Source organism: Caulobacter sp. GW821-FHT12D05 (genome assembly GCF_058807295.1).
In genome coordinates, this window is the sequence record NZ_JBXAQO010000003.1 from 852,452 (window position 1) to 877,862 (window position 25,411).

Consider the following 25,411-nt stretch of genomic DNA (forward strand, 5'->3'; position numbering starts at 1 on the left):
CATAAGGCGAACGTTCGCGCGCTCGCAATCAGAAAAATCAGGCTTTCGGCTTGGCCGCGCGGGGCTTTCTCGGCTTCGGCGCGGGCGTCTCCGCAATCGCCTCGACCTTCTTCGCTCGAGGCTTCCGCGTGGGCTTCGGCGCCGCCTCGACGGGCGTCTCGACCGCCGGCTCCGGGATCTCCACCCCCAGCCGCGCCAGCACCTCCCGCGCCGCGCGGTCGGTCTCGTCGACCGGCTCGTAGGTCCAGCCGTGGAACGCGCCGCCGTAGGGCCGGGCCGCGCCCATGCGCTCCAGCTCTTCGTGGAATAGGCGGAACTTCAGGCTGTGGCCGTCCAGCTTCAGCACAAACACCGGCTTTCCGGTCGAGGCCGCCTCGGTGGCCATGTTGGTCGAGTCCTCGGTGACGAGGATGTAGTCGGCCGCCGCCAGGAAGGCAAAGTACGGATTGGGGCCTTCGCCGTTCCACACCATGCCCGGCAGGTGCCGCAGCCGCGCGGCCATCAGGGCGCGAGCCGGCTCGGGCGTGCGGCGCGAGAAGGTCATCAGCAAGCTGCCGCCGTCCTGCTCCAGCGGGATCTGGATCGAGTGGGCGATCTGGGCCGCCCGCTCGCTGGACAGGTCGAAGGCCTTGGACTTGCCGCCGATCAGCACCGCCACGCGCGGGCGGGGCAGGGCGTCGATGACGTCCTTGAAGGCCGCGTATTCGGCCGCCAGCCGCTGGGGCGTGACCCGGTGCGGCGAGCCGCTGATCGGCAGCACGTTGTCGCCAGTCAGGCGGTCGTGCTTGGGCGGGATCACCAGGTCGAACATGTGGGCCGGGACGCGCGGGTCCTGGATCTGGACCACATAGGTCTTGCCACCCGACCAGCGCTTGGCGCGGATCGACAGGGGCAGGGTGGCGCGGCCGGCGGCGACCCAGACGTCGGGCCACTCTTCACCTTTTCCGGTGGGAATGCCGCTGTCGGGCGTCAGCCAGCGCTTGGGCAGGAGGTTCAGCCACCAGGGCAGGCGGCCGATGCGGCCCGTCCAGCCCACGCGCTTGACCGTGACCTCGCAGGGGACCAGCCGCGCGATCGCGTCCGACAGGCCCACGACTTGGGCCTCGATGCCGGCGCGACCGTCGGACACCGCCCAGATCTTTAAGGGAAGTTTCGGAGCTTCGGCCAAGTCATCGACCCCGCATACGCAAACGAAACAAGGCCGCCGACTGGCAGCCTTGTTCGATTTGAACCGTACTTATGGCGCAGCTAAGGCGGCAAGCTGCCTTACAGCCACTCCACCTTGGTGATTTCGTAGGCCTTGGTGCCGCCGGGGGTGTTGACCTCGACCACCTCGCCGACTTCCTTGCCGATCATCGCGCGCGACAGCGGCGACGAGACGGAGATGCGGCCCGACTTCACGTCGGCCTCATGCTCGCCCACGATCTGGTAGCGCGCCTCGTCCTCGGTGTCCTCGTCGATCACCGACACGGTCGCCCCGAACTTGATCTGCTTGCCCGACAGTTTCGACACGTCGATCACCTGGGCGCGGGCGATCTTGTCCTCGATCTCGGCGATTTGGCCTTCGATCCAGCCCTGACGCTCCTTGGCGGCATGGTACTCGGCGTTTTCCGACAGGTCGCCGTGCGAACGCGCCTCGGCGATCGCCGCGATCACCGACGGACGCTCGATGGTCTTCAAACGCTTCAGTTCTTCGTCGAGGGTCTGATACCCCACGACGGTCATCGGCACTTTTTCCATTGCGGATTTTAGCTCGGACGCCTTGGGAGGAAAGACTTCCGGTCGCGGGCGCTCACAACCGGGGGCTGGGAGGATAGGCGCCCAGTCTCGGATGCGCAAGGGGGCGAGCTAGGCCTTACGGGATCAGGCCCGGCGGCGGACGGGCTGGGAAGCCGCGCCCGGCAGGTCGAACTGACCCACCAGATCGGCCAGCAGGGCGGCGTCGGCGTTCAGGGTCTGGGTGGCCACCGAGGTCTGCTCGACCATGCCGGCGTTCTCCTGCAGCACCTGGTCCATCTGGTTCACCGCGCCATTCACCTGGGTCAGGCCGTGAGCCTGGCTCTGGGCGGACGCGGCGATCTCGCTGACCAGGCCGTCGATCTCGGCGATCTGCGAGACGATGCGCTCCAGCGCCTCGCCGGTGCGGCCGACCAGGCCGACGCCTTCCTCGACCTGGGCGGTGGAGGTCGAGATCAGGGTCTTGATCTCCTTGGCCGCGTCGGCTGAGCGCTGAGCCAGGGCGCGGACTTCCTGGGCGACAACGGCGAAGCCCTTGCCGCTGTCGCCGGCGCGGGCGGCCTCGACCCCGGCGTTCAGGGCCAGAAGATTGGTCTGGAAGGCGATCTCGTCGATCACCGAGATGATGTTGGTGATCTGCTGCGACGAGCCCTCGATGGCGGTCATGGCTGTGACGGCCTGCTGCACCACCTCGCCCGAGCGGCGGATGTCGTCGCGGGCGCGGGCCACGACGCCGGCGGCCTTCTTGGCGCCTGAGGCGGTCTGGGCGACCGTGGTGGTGATCTCCTCCATGGCCGCGGCGGTCTCTTCCAGGGTGGCGGCCTGGCGCTCGGTGCGGCGCGAGAGGCTGACCGAGGCGTCGGCGATCTGGTCCGAACCGGCCCGCAGGCCGTCGACCCGGCCCTCGATCACCGACAGGGCGTCGGCCAGCTTGCCGGCGGCGGTGTTGTAGTCGCCGCGCAGGGGCTCGTAGGCTTCGGCGAAGCGCTGGTCCAGACGGGCGGTCAGGTCGCCGCGCGCCAGGTGCGACAGCGCTTGACCGAGCGCCGCGATGGCGGCGTCGCGCTGGGCCTCGGCCCGTTCGCGGGCGGCGGTGTTGACGGTGCGGCTCTCTTCCTCCGAGCGGCGGGCGTCCTCGGCCGCGTCATTGGCGGCGCGGGCCTCGCCGACGGCGGCCTCGGCCTTGGCGCGGGCGCGCTGGGCGACGGCGAACATCGAGTTGACGCTGGCGGTGACCGCGATCAGCGCGCCGGCCTCGACGATCAGGATCACGGCGTGGACGATGACGCGGCCCAGGCTGGCCGAACCCGGAAACACCGCGCTGGGCAGCAGATACGACAGGCCCAGGTGGTGCACGGCGACCGTGGCGGCCGCGGCGGCGATGACGACCCAGTCGCAATAGACCACCAGCAGGGCCAGGGCGGCGAAATAGGCCATGTGCATGTCGGCCTGCCAGCCGTGGCCGCCCAGGGCCGCGACCAGCAGCGAGACCTGGGCCATCAGCGCCACGCCCACCAGCGAGCGACCGCCCGTGGTCTCGCCGCCGAAGCGCCAGGCCAGGGTCGCGCCGGTCGCCGTCAGCACCGAGGCGACGGCCAGGCCCGTGGCGGCCTCGTGCACCGCCAGGCGCGCGACCAGCACCACCGGGATCATCGCCCAGGCCAGGACGACGATCAGCTTGCCGCCGAGCGCGCGTTGGGCGTCGAGGTTCGAGAAGGCCAGTTTCATTGGGAAGGCTCCGGGCGCGCGCAGGCGCCGGCGAGGGCGGGATCGAGCAGCATCAGCGCGCCGGCGTCGCGGGCGCGCTGCGAAAGATCGGCGGGATCCCCGCGCAGGATGACGATGAAGGACGCGCCGCCAGCCCCGGCGATGTCGCCGGCCGATCCGGCCGCGCCGATGATCTGGGCCGGGCTCCACCACGGCGGAAACACCGCCGCCACCCGTCCGGGCGTGCGGGGCTGGGCATCGACGGCCACGGCGGCGAAAAGGCTGAGAAAGACACCCAGGGTCGCGAGAGCGACCGGACCCGCGACGGCGGCAAGGCGGCGCGTCGCTGAGGTCGGGGTCGTCAAGGCGCGGGTCTCCGTCGCGCCGGCGAAAAGGTGCGAGCGCACGAAGACGAATGCCGCCAACGTGGTTTGCGAAAGCTTAACGGAGGGGCCCGGGCGACGGTTGGCCGCAGGACTAACCGGCGGCGGACCGCCTCAACGGCCGCCACGCGCCATAGGTCAGCGACCGCAGCAGCCACTCGGCGGGGCCCATCTCGTAGACCCTGAGCCACAGCACGCTGAGCGCCGCCTGGCCGATCCAGATCACGACACACAGCCCCATCAGCTGGACGAACCCCAGGCGGTCATAGAGGCCAAGACCGTAGAACAGGATCGAGGTGACGATGGACTGCAGCGTGTAGTTCGACAGCGCGCTGCGTCCCACCGCCGCCAGCGCGCCGCCCAGCGCGCCAAGAACGCGGGCCTTGATCAGCAGCATCAGCCCGCCCAGCCAGGCCAGGGTCATGGCCAGCCGGCCCGCCTCGAAGATCAGCGGCTGGGCCGTCGCGACGCTGGAATGGGGCAGATAGCCGGCCCGCCACCGCAAGGCCTCGACCCCGCCGCGCAGGGCCAGGCCGATGGCGAGGCCGCCCAGCAGCAGGACCCAATAGGTCGCCACGGGCGCCTCGCCGGTCAGCACGCCGCCACGGAACAGCGCCACGCCCAGCAGCATGAAGCCCAGCGACTCCAGAAGCCACAGGTGGGCGTCCTCGTTCAGGTCGAGATTGAACTCCGACCACCGCTGGAGGCTCCAGCCCAGCAGCGAGGGCAGGTGGGTGCGGACCTCGCGTTCCTTGGCCCGGGCTTCGGACGACAGGAGGGTCTTCAGCTTTTCGTCGCGCTTCTCCAGCGCCTTCTTCTGGTCGTCGGTGAGGGTCTTGCCGGCGGCCTTGGCGACGACCGCCGCTTCGGCCTGGCGCAGGCCCTCGGAGGCCTTGAGGCCCTGGACGGTCCCCGAGGCGGTCAGGGTCAGCAGCATGGCCGCCGCCGCTGCGACCAGCATCCGCGTTGGCGCCCGGCGAAACAGCGGCAGCGCCAGGCCGCACAGGCCGTAGCAGAACAGGATCTCGCCTGGCCACAGGAAGACGGCGAACTGGGCCACGCCCAGCAGCATCAGACCAAAGCAGCGAGTGTAGAAGGCCTGCAGCGCCAGCGCCTCCCGCTCGGGATCGGGCCGGCGCAGCATGATCATCATCCCCGCCCCGAACAGCAGGGTGAACAGCCCGCGCATCGTCCCGGCGAAGCCGACATCCTGGACGACATAGGCGATCCAGTCGGCGTTGATCGCCAGGGGCAGGGCCGGCTTGGGCCACTCCCAGCGCAGACCCATCTCCGGGATGTTCATCAGCAGGATGCCGAGGACGGCGACCCCGCGCAGGATGTCCAGGGCGTCGATGCGTGTCGCCCGCGCGACCGGCGCCAGCCTGATCCCGTCGACGTCTTTCGTCTCGCCGTCCATGAGGCCCCCGCCCGCGTGCTCGACCCTGAGTGTGTCCTAAACGCGGGCGTGGGGGTATGCGGAAAGTCTATTCGGCCTTCGGCACCGTGTTGATCATCCACGGGATGCCGAACTTGTCGGTGAAGCTGCCATAGCCCGGCGACCAGAACGTCGCGGCGAAGTCCATGCCGACCTTGCCGCCTTCCGACAGCGCGTCGAACACGCGCTTGGCCTCGGCCGGGTCGTCGGTGTGGAAGGTGACGTCGAAGCCGTTCTTGGGCTTGTCGATGTTGGGGGCGAATTCGGGCGGCATGTCCGCGCCCATGATCGACTGGTCGCCGACGTCCAGCCAGGCGTGCATCAGCCAGTCCTTGTACTTGGGATCGACCGGCATGTCCGGCGGGCCTTCGCCGAACGGGAAGGCGGCGGTGACCTTGCCGCCCAGCACCTGGGCGTAGAAGTCGAACGCGGCGCGGCACTCACCCTGGAACGAGAGGCTGGTGACGATCTTCATGGGCGTATCTCCCTTGGGTTTCCCCGACGTTAGTCGAGATCGGCGACGTTTTCACACGCACGATTGCCCGAAGTTGTCAGCAGGCGCCTGGGACGTAGAGTTGGGGACCTAGAGCTTGTACTCCAGGATCAGCCACCACTTGGTCCGCGACGCCGGCGGCGCCAGGGTCCCGACGGGTACAGAGTTCACGCGATCGAAGTCGGCGTACTTCCACTGCATGGTCATCTTCGAGGTGACCGGGGCGATCCAGCTGAGGTTCCACTCGCGACCCAGGTCGGCGCTCGTGCGGTCGTCGTCGAAGTCATGATAGCGGGCCATCAGCTCGCTCTTCTTCGGCAGCCAGCGGTGCTTGGGCTTCACGGTGACGGTGAGGTTGGCGTCGCGCAGGCCGTCGGCGAAGTTCTTGATGCCGCCGGCGCTGGACCAGGCGGCGGCCCAGCCATTGACCCCGTGCGCCGCGCCGATCGCCGAGCCGAAGCCGCGCTGGCCGTTGCCTTCCAGGGCGTCATAACCCAGGCGCAAGGTGTAGATCCCGCGCGTCGCCGAGGCCTCGGCCCCGAAATAGTCCAGCGCGAACGGGGCGGCGTTGCCGCGCCAGTCGTTCTGGCGGGCATAGGTGGCGGCATAGGCCACCGCATAGGGGCCCAGCTTGCCCTTGCCCGAGACCCGCACGCCCTTGCTGATGCTGCTGCTGGCCGGGGCCTGTTTGAAGTCGAAGGCGTAGACCAGGGCCTGCACCCGCAGCGCGTCGGAGACGCTCCAGCCGGCATTGAAAAAGTGGCTGTCGCTGTCCCAGTCGGCGATCTCGCCCAGGGTGCGGTTGACCTTGGTCGCATAGGCGTAGGTCGCCTTGAAACGACCGCGCGAGACGTCGGCGCGCACGGCGTCGAAGGTCTGCTCGTCCATGCGCCACGGCGCGGCGCCGACAAAGCGCTGGTCGTCCAGGATGATGCGCTGGCGGCCGACGGTGAGTTGGGCGTCCTTGCTGGGCGTCCACTGCAGCTGCAGGCGGTTCAGCTCGGTGACTTCCGGGTCGTTGATCACCGGATAGCGGGTCTTGTCGGCGCCGTTCAGCGGCGGGCCGCCATTGTTGGTGATGGCGAAGCGCTGCGGTCCCAGCCAGCGGATGGTCTCGAAGTCGACCAGGCCCTTGACGTCGTTCCAGGCGCCGGTCTCCCAGCCGTAGCGGGCGCGGATGGTCAGGGCCTGGCCGTTTTCGGTCAGGGTCCGGGTCTTGGTCTGGTCCCAGTGCTCGTAGCGCGAGCGGACTTCCAGGATCGGATGGCCGGCCTTGATGGCGTCAAGCGCCGTGGCGTCAGCGGCCGTGGCCTCTCCGACCGCGATCCCGAACAGGGCCGCGCAAGCGAGCAGCGATGTCTTCATGGTCCGGGTGTTGGGCCATAAAGGTTAAGCACATTCCCAAGAGGAACCCAGTGACACGCTTGAGCAATACTTTGTCACACTAAGCATAGGCGTAAGGCCCGCCGCGCTCGAGGGCGCGCTGATAGGCGGGGCGGGCGTGGATCTTGTCGACGAACGCTTTCACGTGCGGACGCGATGCCGCTCCGCCACGGGCGATGCCGGCCTCCAGCGGGAAGCTCATCATGATGTCGGCCCCGGTCATCTCGCCGCCGGCGAACCATGCGGACTTGGAGAGCTCGGCCTCCCAGTAGTCGACATGGGCCTTGATCTGCGGGTCGACGAAGCCGCTCTGAGCCTTGCCGGCGATCGACTTGACCAGGCCCTTCATCAGGCCCGGCGCGCGGTTGGGCAGGGCGGTGAAGACCAGCTTCAAGAGCAGCGGCGTCATGGCCGAGCCCTCTGCATAGTGCAGCCAGTAGGTATAGCGCAGGCGCTCAGGGCTACCGGCCGCCGGGATCAGCCGGCCCTGGCCGTAGGTTTCCAGGATGTACTCCACGATCGCCCCGGTCTCGGCGATGACCTTGTCGCCGTCGGTGATGACGGGAGACTTGCCCAGCGGATGGATGGCCTTCAGTTCCGGCGGGGCCAGCATGGTCGCCGCGTCGCGCTCGTAGCGCTTGATCTCGTAGGGCAGGCCCAGCTCCTCCAGCAACCACAGGACGCGCTGGCTGCGGGAGTTGTTCAGGTGGTGGACGACGATCACTGGCGCTTCCCCGATATGGATATCTTGTCGCATGAACGATGATCACTCGTTCAAGGTTCGGCAAGGTTTACCATGGCCTCCTCGCCCCCTAGTCGAGTCGGGGTGTACGGATGACCGGAGCGTTTAAGCGGTTGTCATTGGCGGGAAAGCTGATGACGGCGGGCGGCGCCGCGTTGGGCGCGCTGCTGATCGCGGGCTCCCTGTTGATCACCTGGCAGAGCGGCAAGGCCATGCGCGGCCTGGCCGAGCGCTACGCCGCCACGGTGACGGCCCAGACCGGCCAGGAGATCAAGAACGACCTGGACGACGCTGACGCCGTCGTTCGGGCTTCGGCCGGCCTGTTCGCCGCGACCTACGCCTCGGGCCAGCGCGACCGGGCGCAATATCTGGCGCAGCTGAAGCCGATCTCGAACGCCTCCAAGACCATGCTGGGCGGCTGGCTGATGTTCGCGCCCGGCGTGCTGGGCGACGACGCCGCCTTCGCCAATCGCGCCGACCTGGGCTCGACGGCCCAGGGGCGCTTCATCGGCTACTGGGTGCGCAATGGCGACACGCTGGCGGCCGAGCAGGGCGAGGATAACGAGTTCGGCGAGGACTTCTTCAAGACCAGCTACGACAGCGGCAAGCCGGCGATCCTGGAGCCCTATCGCGACAACATCACCGACGGCGGCCAGACCAAATACGTCCTGATGACCTCGATCACTTACCCAGTGATTGCGAACGGCAAGACCGTGGGCGTGATGGGCGCCGACCTCGCGCTGGACGACATCGCCGGCCGCCTGAATGCCCTGAAGCCGTTCGACGGCGGCCGCGCCATGCTGGTCTCGCCCGGCGGCCTATGGGTCTCGCATCCCGACGCCGCCCTGCGGATGAAGGCCTATGCCGATCCAGGCCTCGACCAAGTGAAGGCGGTGATCGCCGGCGGCGGTCCGACCGTGATCTCGGGCGTCAAGATCGGCGGCAAGCGCGCCGAGCGTTTGGTGGCCCCGATCCGTCTGGCCTCGGGCGCGACCTGGGCGGTGGTGGTCGACGTTACCGAAGAAGCCCTGCTGGCCCCCGCGCGGCAGCTGGCCCTGGGCCTGGCCATCGGCGGCCTGGTGCTGCTGCTGGCGGCCCTGTCGGTGCTGGCCGTAACCTCACGCAAGCTGATCGCCCGGCCGCTGCTGGCCCTGCAGGGCGCCGTGCGGGGGATGGCCGAGCACCGCTACGACCAGCCGGTGGCCGAGCTGGAACGCGCCGACGAGATCGGCTCGATCGCCCGCTCGCTGGAGACCCTGCGCGCCGAACTGGAGCGCGCTCAGGCCCTACGTGACCAGCAGGAAGCCCTGCGCGCCGCCGCCGACGCCGACCGCGACCGCGCCGCCGCCCTGACCCTGTCCATCGACGAGCAGACCGCCGTGGTCCGCCAGGTGGGCGAGGCCCTGGCCGCCGTGGCCGACGGTGACCTCAGCCGCCGCATCCCCGGCCCGTTCGCGGACGTCTACGAGCCGCTGCGCGCCGACTTCAACACCGCCGTCCAGAGCTTGGAACAGGCCATCGGCGAGATCGCCGAGGCCGCCGACGCGATCGGCGCGGCCAGCGACACGCTCTCGCAGTCCTCCACCGAACTGGCCCGTCGCACCGAACGCCAGGCCCAGGGCCTGGAACGCGCCGCCGGCTCGCTGAACGGCGTCACCAGCGCCATGGGCGAGGTCGCCGGCGGCGCCGACGAGACCCGCCGCCTGGTCGCCTCGGCGCGTGGCGAGGCCGACCAGGGCGGGACCCTGGTCGCCGAGTCCGCCCGCACCATGGGCGAGATCGACGCCTCCTCGCGCCAGATCGGCGACATCGTCGGCTTGATCGACGAGATCGCCTTCCAGACCAACCTGCTGGCGTTGAACGCCGGGGTCGAGGCCGCCCGCGCCGGTGAAGCCGGTCGTGGTTTCGCGGTGGTGGCGCAGGAAGTTCGGGCTCTGGCCCAGCGCTCGGCGGACTCGGCCAAGCAGATCAAGACGCTGATCGGGGAGTCCAATGTCCGCGTCGAGGCCGGCGTGGCCCAGGTCGAACGCACCGGCGCGGCGCTGAACGGCGTGGCTGGGCGGATGGCGGGGATCGACGCGGCGGCGACGCGGATCGCGTCTTCGGTGCGGGAACAGGCGCAGGACCTCTCGGCCGTGAATGGCGAGGTGGCGGAGATTGAGCGGTTTACCCAGCAGAACCTGGCGATGGTCGAGCAGGCTCGGGTGGCGGACGAGGCGTTGGCTGGGCAGGGCGCGCGGCTGATGGAGCTGGTCGGGCGGTTCCGGTTGGGGCGTGGGACGGTGAGGCGGGCGGCCTAGCGCCCCCTCCGTCTCGCTGCGTATCCGCAGCGATCCACCTCCCCCGTTTCACGGGTGAGGAGGCTGTCGCTTCTTTTCTGCCCCGCTTGCGGGGGAGGTGGCGCGGCGCCGATAGGCGACGTGACGGAGGGGGCGCTCTGCGGCCTAACCCCCCACCACACTCTCCACCACGTGCGCCCGATACAGCACCCCGATCAAATCCGTCTGCGTGATCACCCCGATCAGTCGCCGCTCCCCATCCACCACCATCGCCTCATGCGTATGCCCGCTCGACAAGATCGGCAGCAGGGCCGCGATCGGCGTGGTCTCCATGACCTTGTGCACGAAGGGATCCAGCGCCGCCTCGACCTTGCGGCGGCGGTTCGTCTGTAGCTCGGCCCGACGGGCCATGCCGATCACGCGGCCCTCGGCGTCGACCACCGGGGCGGCGCGCAGGTCGTGTTCGGCGAGGTACGCAAGAGCACTCTCGGCCGACTGGTCGTGGTGCAGGCTGATCACCTCGCGAGACATCACGTCGCCGCAGCGGATCTGGGCGTGCAGGCGCTGGGCGGCCGACAGCTCGACCTCGCGGAACAGGGCGTCCAGGTCCTCGCGGCTGACGTCCAGCAGCTCGCCGTAGCGGGCCAGGGCGGCGTCCAGGTCGGCGGTGTTGTAGCCGGCGGCGCGGGTCGGCGCCGTCACCGGCGGGCGGTGCGGGTAGGAGTGGCCGGTGATCCGCCCCCAGATCATGCCCGCGCCGGCCAGCAGCAGGCTGTCCACCGCCACCGGGTTCAGCGCGAACAGATAGCCGGCCTCCAGCACCTTGGGCCCGCCGATCACACAGATCAGCGCCACGGCCCCGCCCGGCGGGTGCAGGCAGCCCAGCAGCATCATGACGCCGATCGCCAATCCGACAGCCAGCGGCGCGGCGATCAGGGTCTGCGGGATCAGCATGGCCACCGTGATGCCGATGAAGGCCGAGACGATGTTGCCGCCCAGCACCGAGCGCGGCTGGGCCAGCGGACTGGCTGGCACGGCGAACACCAGCACCGCCGACGCCCCGATCGGCGCCACCAGCAGCGGATGCAGCCAGTCGGCCCCGCCGACGGCGAACCGTCCTAGCAGGCCCGCGAACAGCAGCCCCAGCAACGCGCCGGCCCCACCCCGCAAGGCGTCGATCGGACGGATAGGCGTCTTGCCGCGAACCAGGGCGTGAAGCGTGCTCATGGTCGGGCTCTTAGCTCGGGGCCGCGACGAGGTCTCTTCGATTTTTGTACAGCCGGTTCAAGAAAGGAGAGGCGTGGGACATCCGCCTAGTGCGGGCAGTTCGGCAAGCCCGGTTTGAGCATGGCCTTCCAGTTCTCGGCTCCTGAGCGATCTAAAAAGCGATGTAATGACGTAAGCACCGCAATCTCGTCGGGCGGCAAGCGGGGCAGGAAGCAGGAACCGACGTGCGTGTAGCCGTCGCCAGGCAGCGCAACAGGCCTACGACGGATTGCCTCCAGCTTGTATTCGAACATCGTCGTCGTGCGCAGCCTTGGGTCGTCGATCGGGAGCCAGGGGTAGAAGTCGCTCTGTAGCGGTGGAGAAATCCGCTCAGCCAACGCGCCGTGTTGGAGCCAGATCGGCTCGAATGGCGTATCGGTGCGATAGGTTTCATCAAGGCCGACCGGGCACGGCCTAGCGCCGCGCGCTCGCGCCTCCTGGCAGGCAGCGTTTAACCTGTCCCATGCGGCCCGAAGATTGGGGCCGCAAGCGCCGATGCGGACACCGGCTGGCATGCGCGTTTTGTCGTCCGCGCAGACATTGTAGAGAACGATCGATGACCAGGGTAAGCTTGAGAGGTCCGCGCCCCGTATGTCGCTATTGGCGATTACGAGACGACTGGACGTTGGTGTTTCCGGATTGACCTGGAACGAAAACACGCACTTGGCGCGATCGCCCGGCTCCCCGAAGTTCATACATATGAACCCTTGCGCCAGCGCCGCGATGTGATCAGCGCGTATAGTCGTGTCGCGCAGATTTGAGCCGACGATCGCGATCCGAGTGCTATCCAAATCGAGCTTCGTTCCCGCCAAATTGGATGAGACGATCGTTGTCGCATCAGTATTTGTCAGGAGCTGCCCGTCACGGAGCGTCGAGCCGAGTAGAACGGCTTCGCTGTCCATACTGATGTTGGGATCGGTGAGATTGGGTCCTGAGTGAAGGCTCTGAGCGTTCTTTCCAAGCTGCCACGCTTGAAGAAATTGACCGTCGATGTCGACGGTCAGACCTTTAGCGTCGAGCCCTCGAATATGGGCGCTGCCAGTGATGCAAAGTTTGTCGGCTTTGCTTTTGAGCTTGTTGAGGATCACGAAATCAATAGCGAGCGCGGTAACGTTCCCGCATATCGCGTGGGTCGCGGGACGGCGTATGGGCATCGCGCGCCGTCGGATTTTCGTATCGCGGAACTCGACTATGCGCCCGCGCTCCTGAGCGACACCGTCGGTCAGGTCCAGTCCGGTAAGGGTCTGATCATCAAGATCCATGGCCGAACTCGGCCGTCCAAGACTGATGAGTGTCTTGAAGCCCTGGCTTTGGCCGACCTCATCCCGGTGGCTTCGCCCGCGCTCGATTGCAGCTTCAGCGCCGCTCACGGCTTCAGCTACGCGGGCGGCCCGATCCAGATCTCGCGAATCCGCCTCGAAAAACCATGAAGCGATACCGCCGATCGCTACGATCGACGCGATCAGCGAAAAGACCAAGGTCAGTCGCTCGAAGCCGATCCAGAACCGCGCCACGTGTTTGGGCGCGCGTTCGATAGGCTGGCTGTATTGGATCAAACGACGCCGAAACCAGAACATTCGCCCCCGCTGAGCTCTGTCTCAGGGCGAGTGTCGCGTCGATCAGGCGTTTTGACCACCGGGTTGTTGTCCTTCCAATCGCTCCGGCGGATGTTCCAGCGGCTTCAGGTCCGGCCCCACCCACCCCAGCCGCGCTTCCGGCGTGAACAGCGCTTCCCGCGACCAGTGGTTCAGCGGCCATTCCTTGTCGCCCAGCGGCGTGACCAGCAGGCGGGCGGCGGCCTCGCCGTCGTCCAGGCCGGGCGGCAGGGCGGCGTCGAAGGCGCGGATGGCGGCCAGATAGGCTTGGGTGATCGTCTCGTGATAGCCGCTCTTGTCGTCGTTCACCCCGCCGACCGCGACATTGTAGGCGCGGATGATGCCCGGCAGGTCGCGCTCGAGCCCGGCGTCGCGGGTGCGGACCAGGCGCAGGGTCGCCGTCAGGTGGGCGGCGTGGGTCCACTGTTCTTTGGGCAGGGTGCGGTCCAGCAGGCGCTCGGCCAGGGCCGCGATTTCGGCGGTGCTATAGGCTGTCATGGAACCATGCTGTAACCCAGTTCCTGTGAGGTGGGCATTACCTCGCGCGTAGGATTGAAGCGATGAACGTCAGTTCCCTGAGCCCGGCCATGGTGACCTCCCTGGCCAAGTCGCTGACGCCGCTCTCCAACGATCCCACAGCGAAGACCGACGACGCCAAGGAGGGGGCCTCCGCTTCGGGCTCGGCGAAGGAAGGCTCCTCGCCCGGCCAGGACGTGGCCAAGAAGCTCAAGGACATGAGCAAGGCGCTGATCGCCCTGACCCTGATCCAGGACCCGCTCGAGCGCGCCAAGGCGGCCGCCCACCTCTACAAACAGTATTCGCAGGTGGCGAAAGACTATGCCGACGCCACGTCCGGCGGTCGCGACGCGGCGCAGGCGGCCAGCGCCCAGAACGCCAGCCAGCAACTCGATGAGAACGGTCAGCCGATCGACCCGCAAGCCGCCGCGCCCGCGCCGGACGCCGCCGCTCCGGTCGCCACGCCCGTCGTGACCCCGCTGCCCGCGACCGGCGCCCCACGCTTCGCCGCCGACATCTACATGGAAGAGATCAAGACCTTCGCCGGCGCGGCCAAGCAGATGTACGACGCCGCGGTGCAAGAGGCGAAGCTCAAGAAGCTGGCCGGCAAGGACGACAAGGACGACGGTTCGGCCGACATCGAGGACGGCAAGAAGGTCCTGACCGAAGCCGCCAAGGCGGTGGAGGGGCCGGACGCGACGGACCAGGTCCAGATGCCCAAGGGCGCGGGCTCGGTGCTGAGCATCAGCGCCTAGAACTTATTACTCCACCGCACCTGTTCGGGCAGCGGGAAGCTGGCCTCGAACACCACGCCGTCAGGCCGGAAGTCGAACCGCGCCTGGCCCTTCTGCTCGCGGCGGATCGAGCTTTCGATCAGGCGGGTGCCGAAGCCTTGCTGCTTGGGCGGGGTGACGGGCGGGCCGCCGACGTCGCGCCAGGTGAAGGCCAGGGTGTCGGTCACCGGATCCAGCCGCCAGTCGATCTCGACCCGGCCCTCGGGCGCCGACAGCGCCCCGTACTTGACGCTGTTGGTGGCCAGTTCGTGGAACACCATCGAGAGGCCCACCGCGGTGTGCGGCGCCAGCGCGACCTCGGGGCCGGCGCGGTCGACGCGGTCCACGTGCGCCCCGACGCTGGCGGCCACCAGCGCCCCCATGTCGGCCTCGCGCCAGCCGGTGCGGGTGAGCAGGTCGTGGGCGGCCGAGAGGGCGATCAGGCGGTCGGTGAACACCTCCAGCGGCGCGCCCTTCACCTTGGCGAAGCTCTGGCGGGCCAGGGCCTGGACGGTGGCCAGGGTGTTCTTCACCCGGTGGTTCAGCTCGTTGATCATCACCCCCTGACGTTCCTCGCGGGCCTTGAGCTCGCGAGAGGCTTCGCGCAGGGCGGCGTGGACGGCGGCGATCTCTTCCAGCCCGTCAGGATCGGCCGGGGACAGGGTCTCACCCCGGCCGATGGCGTCGGCGTCCGCGACCAGGCGGCGCATCTCGTCATTGATCCGGCGCGAATAGACCAGCGACAGCCCGATCCCCAGGGCCAGCAGCAGCACGAAGACGCCGCCGGCCAGCCAGACCGAGCGGTTGACCGTGGTGGTCAGGTCCTCGCGCGGGATCGACACCACCAGGGTCCAGCCGGTCTGGGGCGAGCGGGTATAGGCGACCATGGTCGGCACGCCTTCCAGCGACTGGCTCTTGTTCACGCCTTCGGTCGAGTGGCGGAGGTTGTCCTCCATGTCCTTGGACGCCAGGGCGCCGGTGAACTTCTCGTTGAAGCGCGAGCGGGCGATGACCCGGCGGTGGTTGTCCAGCAGGGTGGCGACCCAGCGATCGGGCACCCGCTGCTGGCGGAAGACGGAGGTGAACGAGGCCGAGTCCACGACATAGGACAGCACATAGGCCTTGCCCTTGACCGTGATCGGCGTGCCCACCGTGATCACCGGCTTGCCGGCGACCGGGCCCTTCAAGAGGTCGGAGACCTTGCTGCGGCCGGCCGAGAAGGCGCTGGTCTCTTCGGGCGTGCGCTTGATGCGGGGCAGGGGATCGCCATACGGCTTGAGCGTATTGACCACCTGCTGGCCGTCGGCGTCGGCGATGACGATCCAGCCGGCGCGGCGCTCCATGGCGCGGCGGGCGCGGGCGTGGAAGGCGGCCCAGTCGCCGTTCAGCAGGGCCTGGTCGGTGGACAGGGTCTCGGCCACCGAGATGCCGACGGCGGCCTGGCGGTCGACGGCGCCGTTCAGGGCGCGGGCGGTGGTGACCAGCTGCTGGTACAGCTGCCCGCGCGACTCGCGGTCGGCCCCGGCCAGCAGGAAACCCATCGACAGCAGGGCGGGCACCAGCAGGCTGACGGTCAGGAGGACGAGCCGGTTGCGCACCGAGCCGATGCGTCGGCGACCGCCGAAGACTCCCCCGTTCAGCCGTTCCATGCGGTGGCGCGCCCGCTGCGACGAGAGCGCGGTATCGCCCTCAAGACTTGTATACCGAAGCGAGTCGCGTCCGGCGTCTTAAAAAACCCGTTGCTCGGTTAACGAGCGTGGCCGTAGCCCTGTCGTCGTTTTGTGCGTTATGAACCTCACCATGAAGAACCTGCCCAACATCCTGACCGGCTCGCGCCTCGCGATGGCGCTGTTCATGTTCGTCGCCCTGGCGGCCGCGGCGGGCGCGGTGCCGTGGGTCAGCGACCAGCTGACGGCCGAGAGCCAGCTGCGGCTGGAGCGCTGGGCGTTCTACGCCTTTGTCGTCGCCTCGGTGACCGACTTCTTCGATGGCTGGCTGGCGCGCAAGCTGGACGCGGTCAGCGTCTGGGGCGCGATCCTGGACCCCATCGGCGACAAGATCCTGGTCTGCGGCGCCCTGCTGGGCCTGATGGCGCTGGGTCCCAACGCCATGGTCGTGCTGCCGGCCGGCCTGATCCTGTTCCGTGAATTCGCCGTCAGCGCCCTGCGCGAAGTCGGGGCCGGCAAGGGGATCAAGCTGCCGGTGACCCTGCTGGCCAAGTGGAAGACCACGCTGCAGCTGGTGGCGATCGGCGCGGAGCTGATCCTGGCCAGCTGGGGCGCGTTCGGGCTGTCGCTGGAGCCGGCGGTGATGGGCGGCTTCACGGTGGTGGCGCACAGCTTGCTCTGGATCGCGACGCTGGTGACGCTGATCACCGGCGCGCAGTACTGGGAAGCGGCGCGCAAGGCGCTGACTTAAGATCCTCCCCCGCTAGGGGGAGGATTTTGATCAGGCGCTGAACCAGAACCGTCTACGCCCCGTTCCCCCAAGCACAGCTTCCCGGGGGACTACCGTTTGACTCTCCACCAAGGCCTCGCCTTCGGCTTGATCGCGACCACCATCGCCGCCTTCGTCTGGGGCCGCTGGCGCTATGACCTGATCGCGCTGGGCGCCCTGGCCGCCGGCATGGCCCTGGGCCTGATCCCGGTGAAGGCCGCATTCGACGGTTTCGCCAACGACATCGTCATCATCATCGCCAGCGCCCTGGTCCTCTCGGCCGCCGTCGCGCGCTCGGGGATCGTCGACCTGCTGATGGCGCCGCTGCTGCCCAAGCTGAAGGACGAGCGCACACAGGTCCCCGTGCTGGCCGGGACCACGGCGGTCCTGTCCATGGCCACCAAGAACGTCGGCGCCCTGGCCCTGATGATGCCCAGCGCCCTGCAGATCGCCCGACGCACCGGCGTGCCGCCCGGACGCCTGCTGATGCCCATGGCGTTCGGCTCGCTGGTTGGCGGCCTGGCGGTGCTGGTCGGCACCTCGCCCAACATCATCGTCTCGGAGGTGCGCCAGGAGGCCCTGGGCCAGCCGTTCCGGATGTTCGACTTCTTCCCGGTCGGCGGCATTCTGACGGTGATCGCCGTCACCTACCTGTCCTTCGCCTACCGCCTGCTGCCGCGCGAGCGCCAGGCGGCCATCGATGTCGACGCGGCCCTGGCGGCCAACGCCTATGTCACCGAGGTCGAGGTGCCCGAAGGCTGGAGCGGCGGCAACGTCTCGGCCCTGAAGAAGGCTGGCGAGGGCGCGGTCTCGATCGTGGCCCTGCTGCGCGGCCGCGAGCGGATCGAGACCCCGCACGCCAATCTCAAGCTCCATCCCGGCGACGTCCTGTTGCTCGAGGGCGAGCAACAGGCGCTGAACCAGCTGATCGTCGCCGCCAAGCTGAAGCTGCGCGACGCCGACCGGCCTCTGGTCATGAACGAACCGACCGAGGAGGTGCGTGTCGTCGAGGCGGTGATCGGCGGCGAGAGCGACCTGATCGGCAAGTCGGCCCGCAGCGTGACCCTGTCCGACACCCACGGCGTCAACCTGCTGGGCGTCAGTCGCAGCGGCCATCGCATGGCCGGACGCCTGGCGACCATCCGCCTGAAGGCCGGCGACATCATCGTGCTGCAGGGCGCCGAACAGTCGCTGCCGGGCGCTCTGCAAGCCCTGGGCCTTCTGCCGCTGGCCGAGCGCGAGGTGCGGCTGGGCGGCGTGCGTCACGCCATCCTGCCGGTGGCGATCCTGGTCGTGGCCATGACCCTGGTGGCGACCGGCGTCGTCCCCGTGGCGGCCGGCTTCTTCGGCGCGGCGGTGCTGGTGGTGGCGACCGGGGCGCTGCGCATGCGCGAGGCCTATGCGGCGCTGGAGGCGCCGGTGCTGGTGCTGGTGGCGGCCTTGATCCCGGTCAGCGACACCATCGAGAAGACCGGCGGCGCCGACCTGATCTCGGCCTGGCTGTCGGGCGCTTTCCACGGCCTGCCGCCGATCGCCACCCTGACGGCGATGATGGCCGTGGCCATGGCCGCCACGCCCTTCCTGAACAACGCCGCCACGGTGCTGATCGCCGCGCCGATCGGCATGGGCGTGGCGCAGCGGCTGGGGTTGTCGCCGGATCCGTTCCTGATGGCCGTCGCGGTGGGGGCGGGCTGCGACTTCCTCACGCCCGTCGGTCACCAGTGCAACACCCTGGTCCTGGGGCCGGGCGGCTACCGGTTCGGCGACTACGCCCGGCTGGGCGCGCCGCTCAGCGCGCTGATCCTGCTGATCGCGCCGTGGCTGATCGCCTGGGTGTGGCCGTTCGCGAAGTAAGACCCTCCCCCTAGCGGGGGAGGTGGCGCGAAGCGCCGGAGGGGGAAGATCTCTGAGCCTTGCCTCTTCCCCCTCCGTCGTCGCTGCGCGCCGACACCTCCCCCGCTAGGGGGAGGACCTGGGGGCTAGTCGTTCGCCGCCAGGCGTTCCAGGGCTTCCAGCAGCTCGGGATCGGGCGCGCCGTCCAGCAGCCAGGTCGGGGGCGTGCCCCGGTCGCTGTCTTCGCGGTCGCCGTCCTCGCGTTCGCATCGCATCATGGTGGCCAGCCAGCTGGCGCCCGTCATCCGCAGAACCATCGTCGTCTCCTCGCGATGATGTTCCTGAGAATGAATTGCAATTACGACTCCCGCAAGCCCCCTCGATCGGGAGTATGCGAAACGCCGGCTGGCCTGGGCAAAATGTGGGGGAAAATCCCGGGCAAAAACTCGCCCATCAAGGCAACGCGCGAAACGCCGCGCGGGATCCAGCCCGCGGCCCAAGTAGACCAAATATTCCTTCCTTGATTTTTGGAATAAAATCAGCGATCCTAGATCATCGAATTCGCTGCCGCTCGGCCTGCTATTCCTTGCTCCCGTGGTGGAGCGCCGGACGCGCCTTCCGAACTTCCAACGAAATTTGATCGCTGATCGGGACGTTTTCGGTCGGCGAACACCCGTGACTAAGGATACTCCCCCATGGCTACTGGCACCGTGAAGTGGTTCAATTCCACCAAGGGCTTCGGCTTCATCCAGCCGGACAACGGCGGCAACGACATCTTCGTCCACATCTCGGCCGTTGAACGCGCTGGCCTCGGCTCGCTGAACGAAGGTCAAAAGATCTCGTTCGAGCCGGAAGTCGATCGCCGCAGCGGCAAGACCTCGGCCGGCCAGCTGCAAGCGGTCTAAGCGACCCGCAGCGAACCGACAGGTTCTACGGACAGGCCAGCGCTCGCGCTGGCCTGTTTTCGTTTGCGGGCTCAGTGCGTCCTTCGAGGCCCGCTGCGCAGGCGCCTCAGGATGAGGAGCTTTGTACTGATTTCCTCATCCTGAGGTGCGAGGCGCAGCCGAGCCTCGAAGGACGCACGGCGTTTCCGCATGGTCTTGACGGCCCACCCCTGACCGGGCTTCCCATTCCCCCATGTCCAGGCTGCTCGCCGCCCTGCTGTCCGTCCTGCTGCTGACCGCTGCCTGCGGTTCGCTGCCGCGCGATCCGTTCACGGCCAATGACCTGGCGGCCGAGGCGCCCAAGGGGCTGAACGACATCCGGTTCAACGCCAGCGACGCCGAAGCCGGCATCCGCTTCGCCGAGGCCGCGCGCACCCGGCGCGTCAACCAGAAGACCTTCGACGTGCTGGCCATTTCGGGCGGGGGCTCGAACGGGGCCTACGGGGCCGGCGTGCTGGTGGGCTGGACCAAGACCGGCCAGCGGCCCGAGTTCGACATCGTCACCGGCGTTTCGACCGGCGCCCTGACCGCGCCCTTCGCGTTCCTGGGCCCCGACTGGGACCGCCGCCTGACCGAGGCCTACACCAGCAAGGCGGCCGACAAGATCCTGGAGAAGCGCGGCATCGACCTGCTGTTCCGGCCCGGCTTCTACGACACCAAGGCGCTGCGGGCGCTGGTCGAGAAATATGTCGACGCGCCGATGCTGTATGCGATCGCCATGGAGCACGCCAAGGGCCGGCGCCTGCTGATCGCCACCACCAATCTCGACACCGAGGAGACGGTGATCTGGGACATGGGCGCGATCGCCGCGCGGGGCGACGAGGCCTCGCGCAAGCTGTTCCAGGACGTGCTGGTCGCCTCGGCCAGCATCCCCGGCGTCTTCCCGCCCACCCTGATCGAGGTCGAGGGCAGCGGGCGGCGCCTGTCGGAAATGCATGTCGACGGCGGGGTGACGATCCCGTTCTTCGTGGCCCCGGAGTCCCTCTTGCTGTGGACCGCGCCCAAGGCCGGCGAGGCGCGGCCGGGCCACATCACGGTGCTGGTCAACGGCAAGATCGGCGGGGCGTTCGGCTTCACCAAGGGCGGCACCCTGTCGGTGGTGGGCCGCTCGTGGCTGACCATGAGCAAGGCCCTGATGCGCACCCATCTGACCGCCAGCGCCGCCTTCGCCCGGCGGAATGGCGGCAGCCTGGTCTATGCGGCCATTCCCGACGACACCGCGCTGGACACCTCGGGCCTGGACTTCAGCGCCGACAACCGCCGGACGCTGTTCGACCTGGGCAAGCGCCGGGCCGAGATGGAGGTCGCCTGGTCGCAGCCGGCGATCCCTGAAGCGCCGCCGCCGGTTATTGCGGCCCCGTCCATCCCGCTGGCGGCTCGCCGGTGAAGTCGGCCATCTGGGCGTCCAGGGCCTTCTGGAAACCCGGACGGGCCAGGCAGCGGGCCAGATAGGCGGCCAGCTTGGGATACTCGGCCATCATCGGCTCGGGGATCATGCGCAGCACGTCGGCCATCAGGATGTCGCCGGCCGTGAAGGCCGCGCCGTCCAGATAGGCGTTGTCGCCCAGGCGGATTTCCAGCTCGCCCAGCCGCATGCGCACCCAGCCCTCGACACGCGGGCGGGCGCCCTCGGTCCACGCCTGGCCAGCGTTGAAGATGTTCAGCTCGGCCAGCATGGCGATCGGGGTTTCCATGGTGTTCAGCGCGCAGAAGATCCAGGTTTGGACCCGCGCCCGGCCGGCCGCGTCGCGCGGCATCAGCGCCGGCGAGCGCTCGGCCAGGTGCAGCACGATCGCGCCGCTCTCGAACATCTCGACCTCGTCGTCGACATAGGCCGGGACCTGGCCGAACGGCTGCTTGGCGCGGTAGGCGGTCTTGTCGTCCAGGCGGATCAGCTCGGCGTCGTAGGGCAGGCCGGCCTCTTCCAGCGCCCAGCGGACCCGCAGGTCGCGGACATGGCCGCGGGCGATGCCGGGCACCCAGGCATAGGCGGAAACGAGCGCGTTCATTGGGCGGTCTCCAGATAGGTGGTCATCTTGTCGAACAGGCTGCTCCAGCCGCCGATGTGGGCGTCGCGCGCCTCGAGCGTCTTGAACGGCGCCTGGTGGAAGCGGAACAGGGTGCGGCCGCTGGCCATGGTCAGGAAGGTCACGGTGACGAGGTTGTCGACGTCGAACGCGCCGTCATCCCAGCGGAAGGTCATGACGATGCGCTCGTTCGGGACGATCTCCTTGTAGACCCCCGACTTCCAGACCTCGCGGCCCTCCTCGCTGAGCATGCCGTAGTGATAGGTCCCGCCGACGCGGAAATCCTGCTCGATGGCCAGCGGGGTGAAGCTCTTGGGGCCCCACCACTTCATCAGGTGCTCGGGCTTGGTCCAGACGCGGAAGACCAGCTCGCGCGGGGCGTCGAAGATGCGTTCGATCAGGAGCTCGTCGTCCTGGATCACGACAGTGTCGTTCATTCTTGAAGGTCCTTTGGGGTGTCCTTTGAGGAGGCGGCCTCTTCGGCCTGCAGTTCGGCCAGGTACGCGGCCATGCGGTCGAAGCTCTCGTCCCAGAAGCGGCGGTAGTAGTCGATCCAGCCATAGGCCCGTTGCAGGGCCTCCGGTTCCAGCTTGCAGGGGCGGGCCTGGGCCTCGCGCGAGCGGCTGATCAGGCCCGCGCCCTCCAGCACCTTCAGGTGGCGCGAGACGGCGGGCAGGCTGATGTCGAACGGCTCGGCCAGCTGGTTGACCGTGGCCTCGCCCGAGGCCAGCCGGGCCAGGATGGCGCGGCGGGTCGGGTCGGCGAGGGCGGCGAAGGTGGTGGAGAGGGAGTCGGTCATCTATTTAACGAGTTTGCTAATTAACAAGATCGTTAAATTGAGGAAGCGCCTTTGTCAACCGGCGTTCTTCCGGCCTTGTCCGGGGGACTAGAGGGCGACCCCGAGCGAGACGCCGTTGCCGTTGGAGCCGGTGGTGCCGACCAGCGCGATCACGGCCATGCCGTGATCGGTGAAGTCGGCGGCGCTGAGGCTGGTGTCGCCCGCGCCGCTCGCGCCGGTATTGACCACGGCGTAGACCGTCCTGCCGGCGGTTTCGAAAACCGAGACCAGGTAGTTGGAGTCGGCGGCTAGGCCCGTGATGACAGTCGTGCCCATGGCGGCCTTGAACAGCTGGCCAATGCTGCCGGCGCTGTTGAGCGACACGCTGCCGTCCGTAAGCTTGAAGAGCACGACATTGGCGCTGATCGGCGCTCTTGTGCCGGCGGTCGAGCTGACGCTGTCGATCGTCACGGCGTCGTCCGCCGTCAGGCCCTGACTGACCGAGCCCCGGGCCAAGCCGGTGAAGGTCGTTCCGGCCGCGTTTTGCAGGCTGAAGTCGTGGTCGTCGGCGCTGAACCGGAGGGTGGGGTTGTTGGTGACGGCCGCGCCCGAAGTGCCGGTGATTGTCGCGGCCTGCAAGCCATTGAAGGTCGTGGCGGCAGCTGTGACCGTCAGCGTGTTGCCGACGAAGCCGATGGTGTCGGTTCCTGTGGTGGTGATGGCGTCGGCGCCCGCCTGGGCGTTCTGTCCCTGGACGCCGAGCGTTAGCGTATTGACGCCGCCGGCTAGGGTGAAGGTGTCGTTCCCGGTCCCGCCGACAACGGTGTCGTTCCCGTTGCCAAAGGCGGTGAACGTCAGCTTGCCGGTAAAGGCGCTAGCGTCGATCCTGCCGGAGACGTTGGTGGCCATGGATAGGGTCAGGTTGGCGTTGCCGGTGATCACCTGCTGGGCGGTGACCTTGTCGCTGACGATACGATTGGTTGTCGCCGCGCCGGTGGAGACGATGTTCAGCGTCTCCAGGTCGGCCACATCGTTCAACGTGCCCAAGGTGAAGGTGGCTAATGTCGTCGGAGCGTTGAGTTTCAGCGTCAGCATGTCGGCAGCGGTGTCATTGGCCAGGCTTAGGGCCGTGACAGCGCCACTGATCGTGCTGGCGAGCAGTTCCACGGTCATGCCGTTAGCCAGCTTGTTCAACGTATAGCCGTTAGAGGTCTGCGCGAGCTGCAGGGTGGTCATGCTGGCCGGTAGGACGCTGAAGTCCTGCGTGATCGAGTTCACGCCTGATATGCGCAGGGTTTCCACGCCGGTCACATGGGCAAAGGTGGTTGCGTCGAACGGCGAATTATTGCTGGTCACGGTCACCGCCAGCGTGTCATTGCCGCCCCGGCTGCCGTCCACGGTGTCGTTGGCGTCAAGCGTGGCGAAGTAGACGATGTTGGTCCCAGTGCCCAGGATCACGGTCTGGTTGGCCGCGCCCACCGTGGCGCTGGTAGACCCGATCGTGATGGCGCCTGTGGCGGCGCTGGCGTCGATGGTCTGAACACCGCGCGCTTTGTCGTTGGGGGGGAAGTCCAGGGTCAGTGGCGCCGAACCGCTGATGTTGATCCGCGTGAGGCTGGTCTGGACCGTCCCCGTGGCCAATCGCACGTAGTTCGCCGTGCTGGCGGAGACATTGGAGACGATGTTCAGCGTCTCATAGAAATCGGTGCTCACACCGCCGGATGGGGTCAGAGTCACGATCGGCGACGTCGACGTGTTCCCGACATCCGTGAGAGTCAGGGTGATGGCGTCGGCGGTCCCGGCCAGCGTCGCGCCGTCCCGTACGAAGGAGACGCTTCCGCTGGGGCCGATGATGCTCAGCTTGGCCACGCTGCTCCCGAAGCCGGTGATCGTCATGCCGGACGTGGCGTTATTGCTGACCAGTTCGGTGAAGCTGGTTCCCGTCACCACCACCCGGGCAAAGGTGGCGGTCGACGTCACCGACAGCCGCTCGATGTTCTGGATCTTGCTCGGATCGAGCGTGACCGCCGGGTTGCTCGTGCCGGCGATAGCCAGCGTCAAGGTGTCATAGCCGCCGGCGCCGTCCAGCACATCCGTCGCGACGTTGAAGGTCGAGGCGCCGTTCTCGGTGACGTCGGTATAGTTGGCCAGGCCGGTGAAGGTGTCGTCCAGGCTTTCGCCGGTGAACGTGTCGGTCCCGGTGGTCAGGGTGAAGGCGTGCGCGACAGCGGCGGGCTCAGGATCCGGCTCGGGCGGCGGGGGAGGCGGCGGCGGGCCGCCGGGCAGGGTGTACTGGTTCGGGGCGGAGTCGATCGCATGGCCCGTGCCGTCCGAACCCGAGCCCGGCGTCGGCTTGTAGGTGGTGGTGAGGTCAACGCCGTAGACCGCGTCGCCCTTGGCCATGGCCAGCATGAAGTTGTTGGCCGCGGCGGCATAGGCGCCCACGTCGGCCTTGATCGCCTCGCCCATCAGGTAGCCGGCCGTGGCGGCCTTCAGCGCCAGGTCGATCTGGGCCTGGCTCATGCCGGGGGTGATCATCCCCGAGGCTTGGGCCGTCGCCAGTATAGCGGCCTGACGGCTGATGATGTCGGCGATGGCCTTGGCCGGATCGGCGCCGGCGGCCTTGGCGTAGGTCGCGCCGACAATGCTCTCGTAGATCGCGGCGACATACTCGGCGAAGGTCATCGCGCCGTACTTGGCCGCGAAAGCCCCCGCGCCTTCGCCGGCCACGCCCAGGTTGGCGGCGAAGTTGATGTAGCGGTTCTCGGTGCTGAACTTGCCGTAATAGGCGTCGTTCAAGTCGTTGGGGTTGTCCGGCGAGTTCGTCAGGTAGGCCAGGCCGTCCTTGGTCGGGCTCTTGCCGGTGAAGAACTGGTAGCTGAGGGCTGCCAGGGCGGTGCTGTTGTCGGCGCTGTTGAGCACGAAGCCCAGCACCTGGGCGTCCGTCATGGCCCCGGCCGCGTTCTGGTAGGCGCGGTTCTGCAGGTCGGCCAGCGTAGCGGCGTCGGGCGCCATACCGTCGTGGACAGCCGTCCAGGCCATGACCAGCTGCTTCTCGGTATAGGCCATTGTGACACCCCTAGT

General features: G+C 68.2%; 23 protein-coding genes and 2 pseudogenes. 7 read left to right on the forward strand and 18 right to left on the reverse strand.

Annotated features, from left to right (window positions below; all coding sequences use genetic code 11):
- Positions 1-37 precede the first annotated feature (37 nt).
- From AC1RRR_RS16915 to AC1RRR_RS16950, 8 genes are all read right to left on the reverse strand, one after another.
- Positions 38-1,168, reverse strand: coding sequence for a mitochondrial fission ELM1 family protein (locus AC1RRR_RS16915; protein ID WP_492814887.1), 1,131 nt, complete (start codon positions 1,166-1,168; stop codon positions 38-40).
- 98 nt (positions 1,169-1,266) lie between these two features.
- The gene (gene greA, locus AC1RRR_RS16920) at positions 1,267-1,740 is read right to left on the reverse strand and encodes a transcription elongation factor GreA (RefSeq protein WP_492083176.1); all 474 of its coding nucleotides are present in this window, start codon (positions 1,738-1,740) and stop codon (positions 1,267-1,269) included.
- Positions 1,741-1,863: 123 nt separating this feature from the next.
- Positions 1,864-3,465: a methyl-accepting chemotaxis protein gene (locus tag AC1RRR_RS16925; RefSeq protein WP_492814889.1), complete on the reverse strand. Its 1,602-nt coding sequence runs from the start codon at positions 3,463-3,465 to the stop codon at positions 1,864-1,866.
- Entirely contained in the window at positions 3,462-3,809 is a 348-nt protein-coding gene (locus tag AC1RRR_RS16930) for a hypothetical protein (RefSeq protein WP_492814891.1), read from the reverse strand. The genes AC1RRR_RS16925 and AC1RRR_RS16930 overlap by 4 nt, the downstream gene beginning before the upstream one ends.
- Before the next feature lie 112 nt (positions 3,810-3,921).
- Positions 3,922-5,244 carry a DUF418 domain-containing protein gene (locus tag AC1RRR_RS16935; RefSeq protein ID WP_492814893.1) on the reverse strand — a complete coding sequence of 441 codons (1,323 nt, stop codon included), beginning with the start codon at positions 5,242-5,244 and terminating at the stop codon, positions 3,922-3,924.
- Positions 5,245-5,311: 67 nt separating this feature from the next.
- Positions 5,312-5,737, reverse strand: a complete 426-nt coding sequence (locus AC1RRR_RS16940; RefSeq protein ID WP_492814895.1) for a VOC family protein — start codon at positions 5,735-5,737, stop codon at positions 5,312-5,314.
- Between the two features lie 108 nt (positions 5,738-5,845).
- On the reverse strand, positions 5,846-7,120 hold the full coding sequence (locus AC1RRR_RS16945) for an alginate export family protein (RefSeq protein WP_492814897.1): 1,275 nt from the start codon (positions 7,118-7,120) through the stop codon (positions 5,846-5,848).
- Positions 7,121-7,199: 79 nt separating this feature from the next.
- Positions 7,200-7,862: a glutathione S-transferase family protein gene (locus AC1RRR_RS16950; protein ID WP_492815280.1), complete on the reverse strand. Its 663-nt coding sequence runs from the start codon at positions 7,860-7,862 to the stop codon at positions 7,200-7,202.
- A 110-nt stretch (positions 7,863-7,972) separates the two neighbouring features.
- Here AC1RRR_RS16950 and AC1RRR_RS16955 point away from each other — a divergent pair, with 110 nt between their 5' ends.
- Positions 7,973-10,180, forward strand: coding sequence for a methyl-accepting chemotaxis protein (locus AC1RRR_RS16955; protein ID WP_492814899.1), 2,208 nt, complete (start codon positions 7,973-7,975; stop codon positions 10,178-10,180).
- A pseudogene (locus AC1RRR_RS16960) lies at positions 10,167-10,235 on the forward strand (hypothetical protein); the annotation flags it as partial. The gene AC1RRR_RS16955 and the pseudogene AC1RRR_RS16960, both read left to right, overlap by 14 nt.
- 89 nt (positions 10,236-10,324) lie before the next feature.
- Here the strand turns inward: AC1RRR_RS16960 and AC1RRR_RS16965 are convergent.
- The 3 genes from AC1RRR_RS16965 to AC1RRR_RS16975 all read right to left on the reverse strand — a co-directional run bounded on the left by AC1RRR_RS16965 (position 10,325) and on the right by AC1RRR_RS16975 (position 13,518).
- Positions 10,325-11,386: an HPP family protein gene (locus AC1RRR_RS16965; RefSeq protein WP_492814901.1), complete on the reverse strand. Its 1,062-nt coding sequence runs from the start codon at positions 11,384-11,386 to the stop codon at positions 10,325-10,327.
- A gap of 86 nt (positions 11,387-11,472) precedes the next feature.
- Positions 11,473-13,002, reverse strand: a complete 1,530-nt coding sequence (locus AC1RRR_RS16970; protein ID WP_492814903.1) for a hypothetical protein — start codon at positions 13,000-13,002, stop codon at positions 11,473-11,475.
- Between the two features lie 42 nt (positions 13,003-13,044).
- Complete coding sequence (locus tag AC1RRR_RS16975) at positions 13,045-13,518, reverse strand: hypothetical protein (protein WP_492814905.1); 474 nt, start codon at positions 13,516-13,518, stop codon at positions 13,045-13,047.
- A gap of 62 nt (positions 13,519-13,580) precedes the next feature.
- On the opposite strand from AC1RRR_RS16975, the gene AC1RRR_RS16980 reads away from it, so the two are divergent.
- Positions 13,581-14,291, forward strand: a complete 711-nt coding sequence (locus tag AC1RRR_RS16980) for a hypothetical protein (protein WP_492814907.1) — start codon at positions 13,581-13,583, stop codon at positions 14,289-14,291.
- On the opposite strand, the gene AC1RRR_RS16985 is transcribed toward AC1RRR_RS16980, so the two are convergent.
- A complete protein-coding gene (locus tag AC1RRR_RS16985; protein WP_492814909.1) occupies positions 14,288-15,958 on the reverse strand; it encodes a sensor histidine kinase in 1,671 nt (556 codons plus the stop codon). The genes AC1RRR_RS16980 and AC1RRR_RS16985 overlap by 4 nt on opposite strands.
- A 151-nt stretch (positions 15,959-16,109) precedes the next feature.
- Between AC1RRR_RS16985 and pgsA the strand changes: the two genes are divergently transcribed.
- Positions 16,110-16,727 carry a CDP-diacylglycerol--glycerol-3-phosphate 3-phosphatidyltransferase gene (pgsA, locus tag AC1RRR_RS16990; RefSeq protein WP_492814911.1) on the forward strand — a complete coding sequence of 206 codons (618 nt, stop codon included), beginning with the start codon at positions 16,110-16,112 and terminating at the stop codon, positions 16,725-16,727.
- 96 nt (positions 16,728-16,823) lie between these two features.
- Positions 16,824-18,599 (forward strand): SLC13 family permease, encoded by a 1,776-nt coding sequence (locus AC1RRR_RS16995; protein ID WP_492814913.1) that lies wholly within the window; start codon positions 16,824-16,826, stop codon positions 18,597-18,599.
- Between the two features lie 125 nt (positions 18,600-18,724).
- On the opposite strand, the gene AC1RRR_RS17000 is transcribed toward AC1RRR_RS16995, so the two are convergent.
- Positions 18,725-18,895: a hypothetical protein gene (locus AC1RRR_RS17000; RefSeq protein ID WP_492815293.1), complete on the reverse strand. Its 171-nt coding sequence runs from the start codon at positions 18,893-18,895 to the stop codon at positions 18,725-18,727.
- Positions 18,896-19,273: 378 nt separating this feature from the next.
- Between AC1RRR_RS17000 and AC1RRR_RS17005 the strand changes: the two genes are divergently transcribed.
- Positions 19,274-19,483: a cold-shock protein gene (locus AC1RRR_RS17005; RefSeq protein ID WP_291871344.1), complete on the forward strand. Its 210-nt coding sequence runs from the start codon at positions 19,274-19,276 to the stop codon at positions 19,481-19,483.
- A 75-nt stretch (positions 19,484-19,558) separates the two neighbouring features.
- Here AC1RRR_RS17005 and AC1RRR_RS17010 read toward each other — a convergent pair.
- Positions 19,559-19,674 (reverse strand): annotated as a pseudogene (locus AC1RRR_RS17010) (hypothetical protein); the annotation flags it as partial.
- 41 nt (positions 19,675-19,715) lie between these two features.
- On the opposite strand from AC1RRR_RS17010, the gene AC1RRR_RS17015 reads away from it, so the two are divergent.
- A complete protein-coding gene (locus AC1RRR_RS17015; RefSeq protein WP_492814915.1) occupies positions 19,716-20,909 on the forward strand; it encodes a patatin-like phospholipase family protein in 1,194 nt (397 codons plus the stop codon).
- On the opposite strand, the gene AC1RRR_RS17020 is transcribed toward AC1RRR_RS17015, so the two are convergent.
- The 4 genes from AC1RRR_RS17020 to AC1RRR_RS17035 form a co-directional block, all read right to left on the reverse strand.
- Complete coding sequence (locus AC1RRR_RS17020) at positions 20,869-21,531, reverse strand: glutathione S-transferase family protein (protein ID WP_492814916.1); 663 nt, start codon at positions 21,529-21,531, stop codon at positions 20,869-20,871. The genes AC1RRR_RS17015 and AC1RRR_RS17020 overlap by 41 nt on opposite strands.
- A complete protein-coding gene (locus tag AC1RRR_RS17025) occupies positions 21,528-21,986 on the reverse strand; it encodes an SRPBCC domain-containing protein (RefSeq protein WP_492814917.1) in 459 nt (152 codons plus the stop codon). The genes AC1RRR_RS17020 and AC1RRR_RS17025 overlap by 4 nt, the downstream gene beginning before the upstream one ends.
- The gene (locus AC1RRR_RS17030) at positions 21,983-22,348 is read right to left on the reverse strand and encodes an ArsR/SmtB family transcription factor (RefSeq protein ID WP_492814919.1); all 366 of its coding nucleotides are present in this window, start codon (positions 22,346-22,348) and stop codon (positions 21,983-21,985) included. Before AC1RRR_RS17030 ends, AC1RRR_RS17025 begins: the two co-directional genes overlap by 4 nt.
- A gap of 87 nt (positions 22,349-22,435) precedes the next feature.
- Positions 22,436-25,396 carry a hypothetical protein gene (locus AC1RRR_RS17035; RefSeq protein ID WP_492814921.1) on the reverse strand — a complete coding sequence of 987 codons (2,961 nt, stop codon included), beginning with the start codon at positions 25,394-25,396 and terminating at the stop codon, positions 22,436-22,438.
- Positions 25,397-25,411 lie beyond the last annotated feature (15 nt).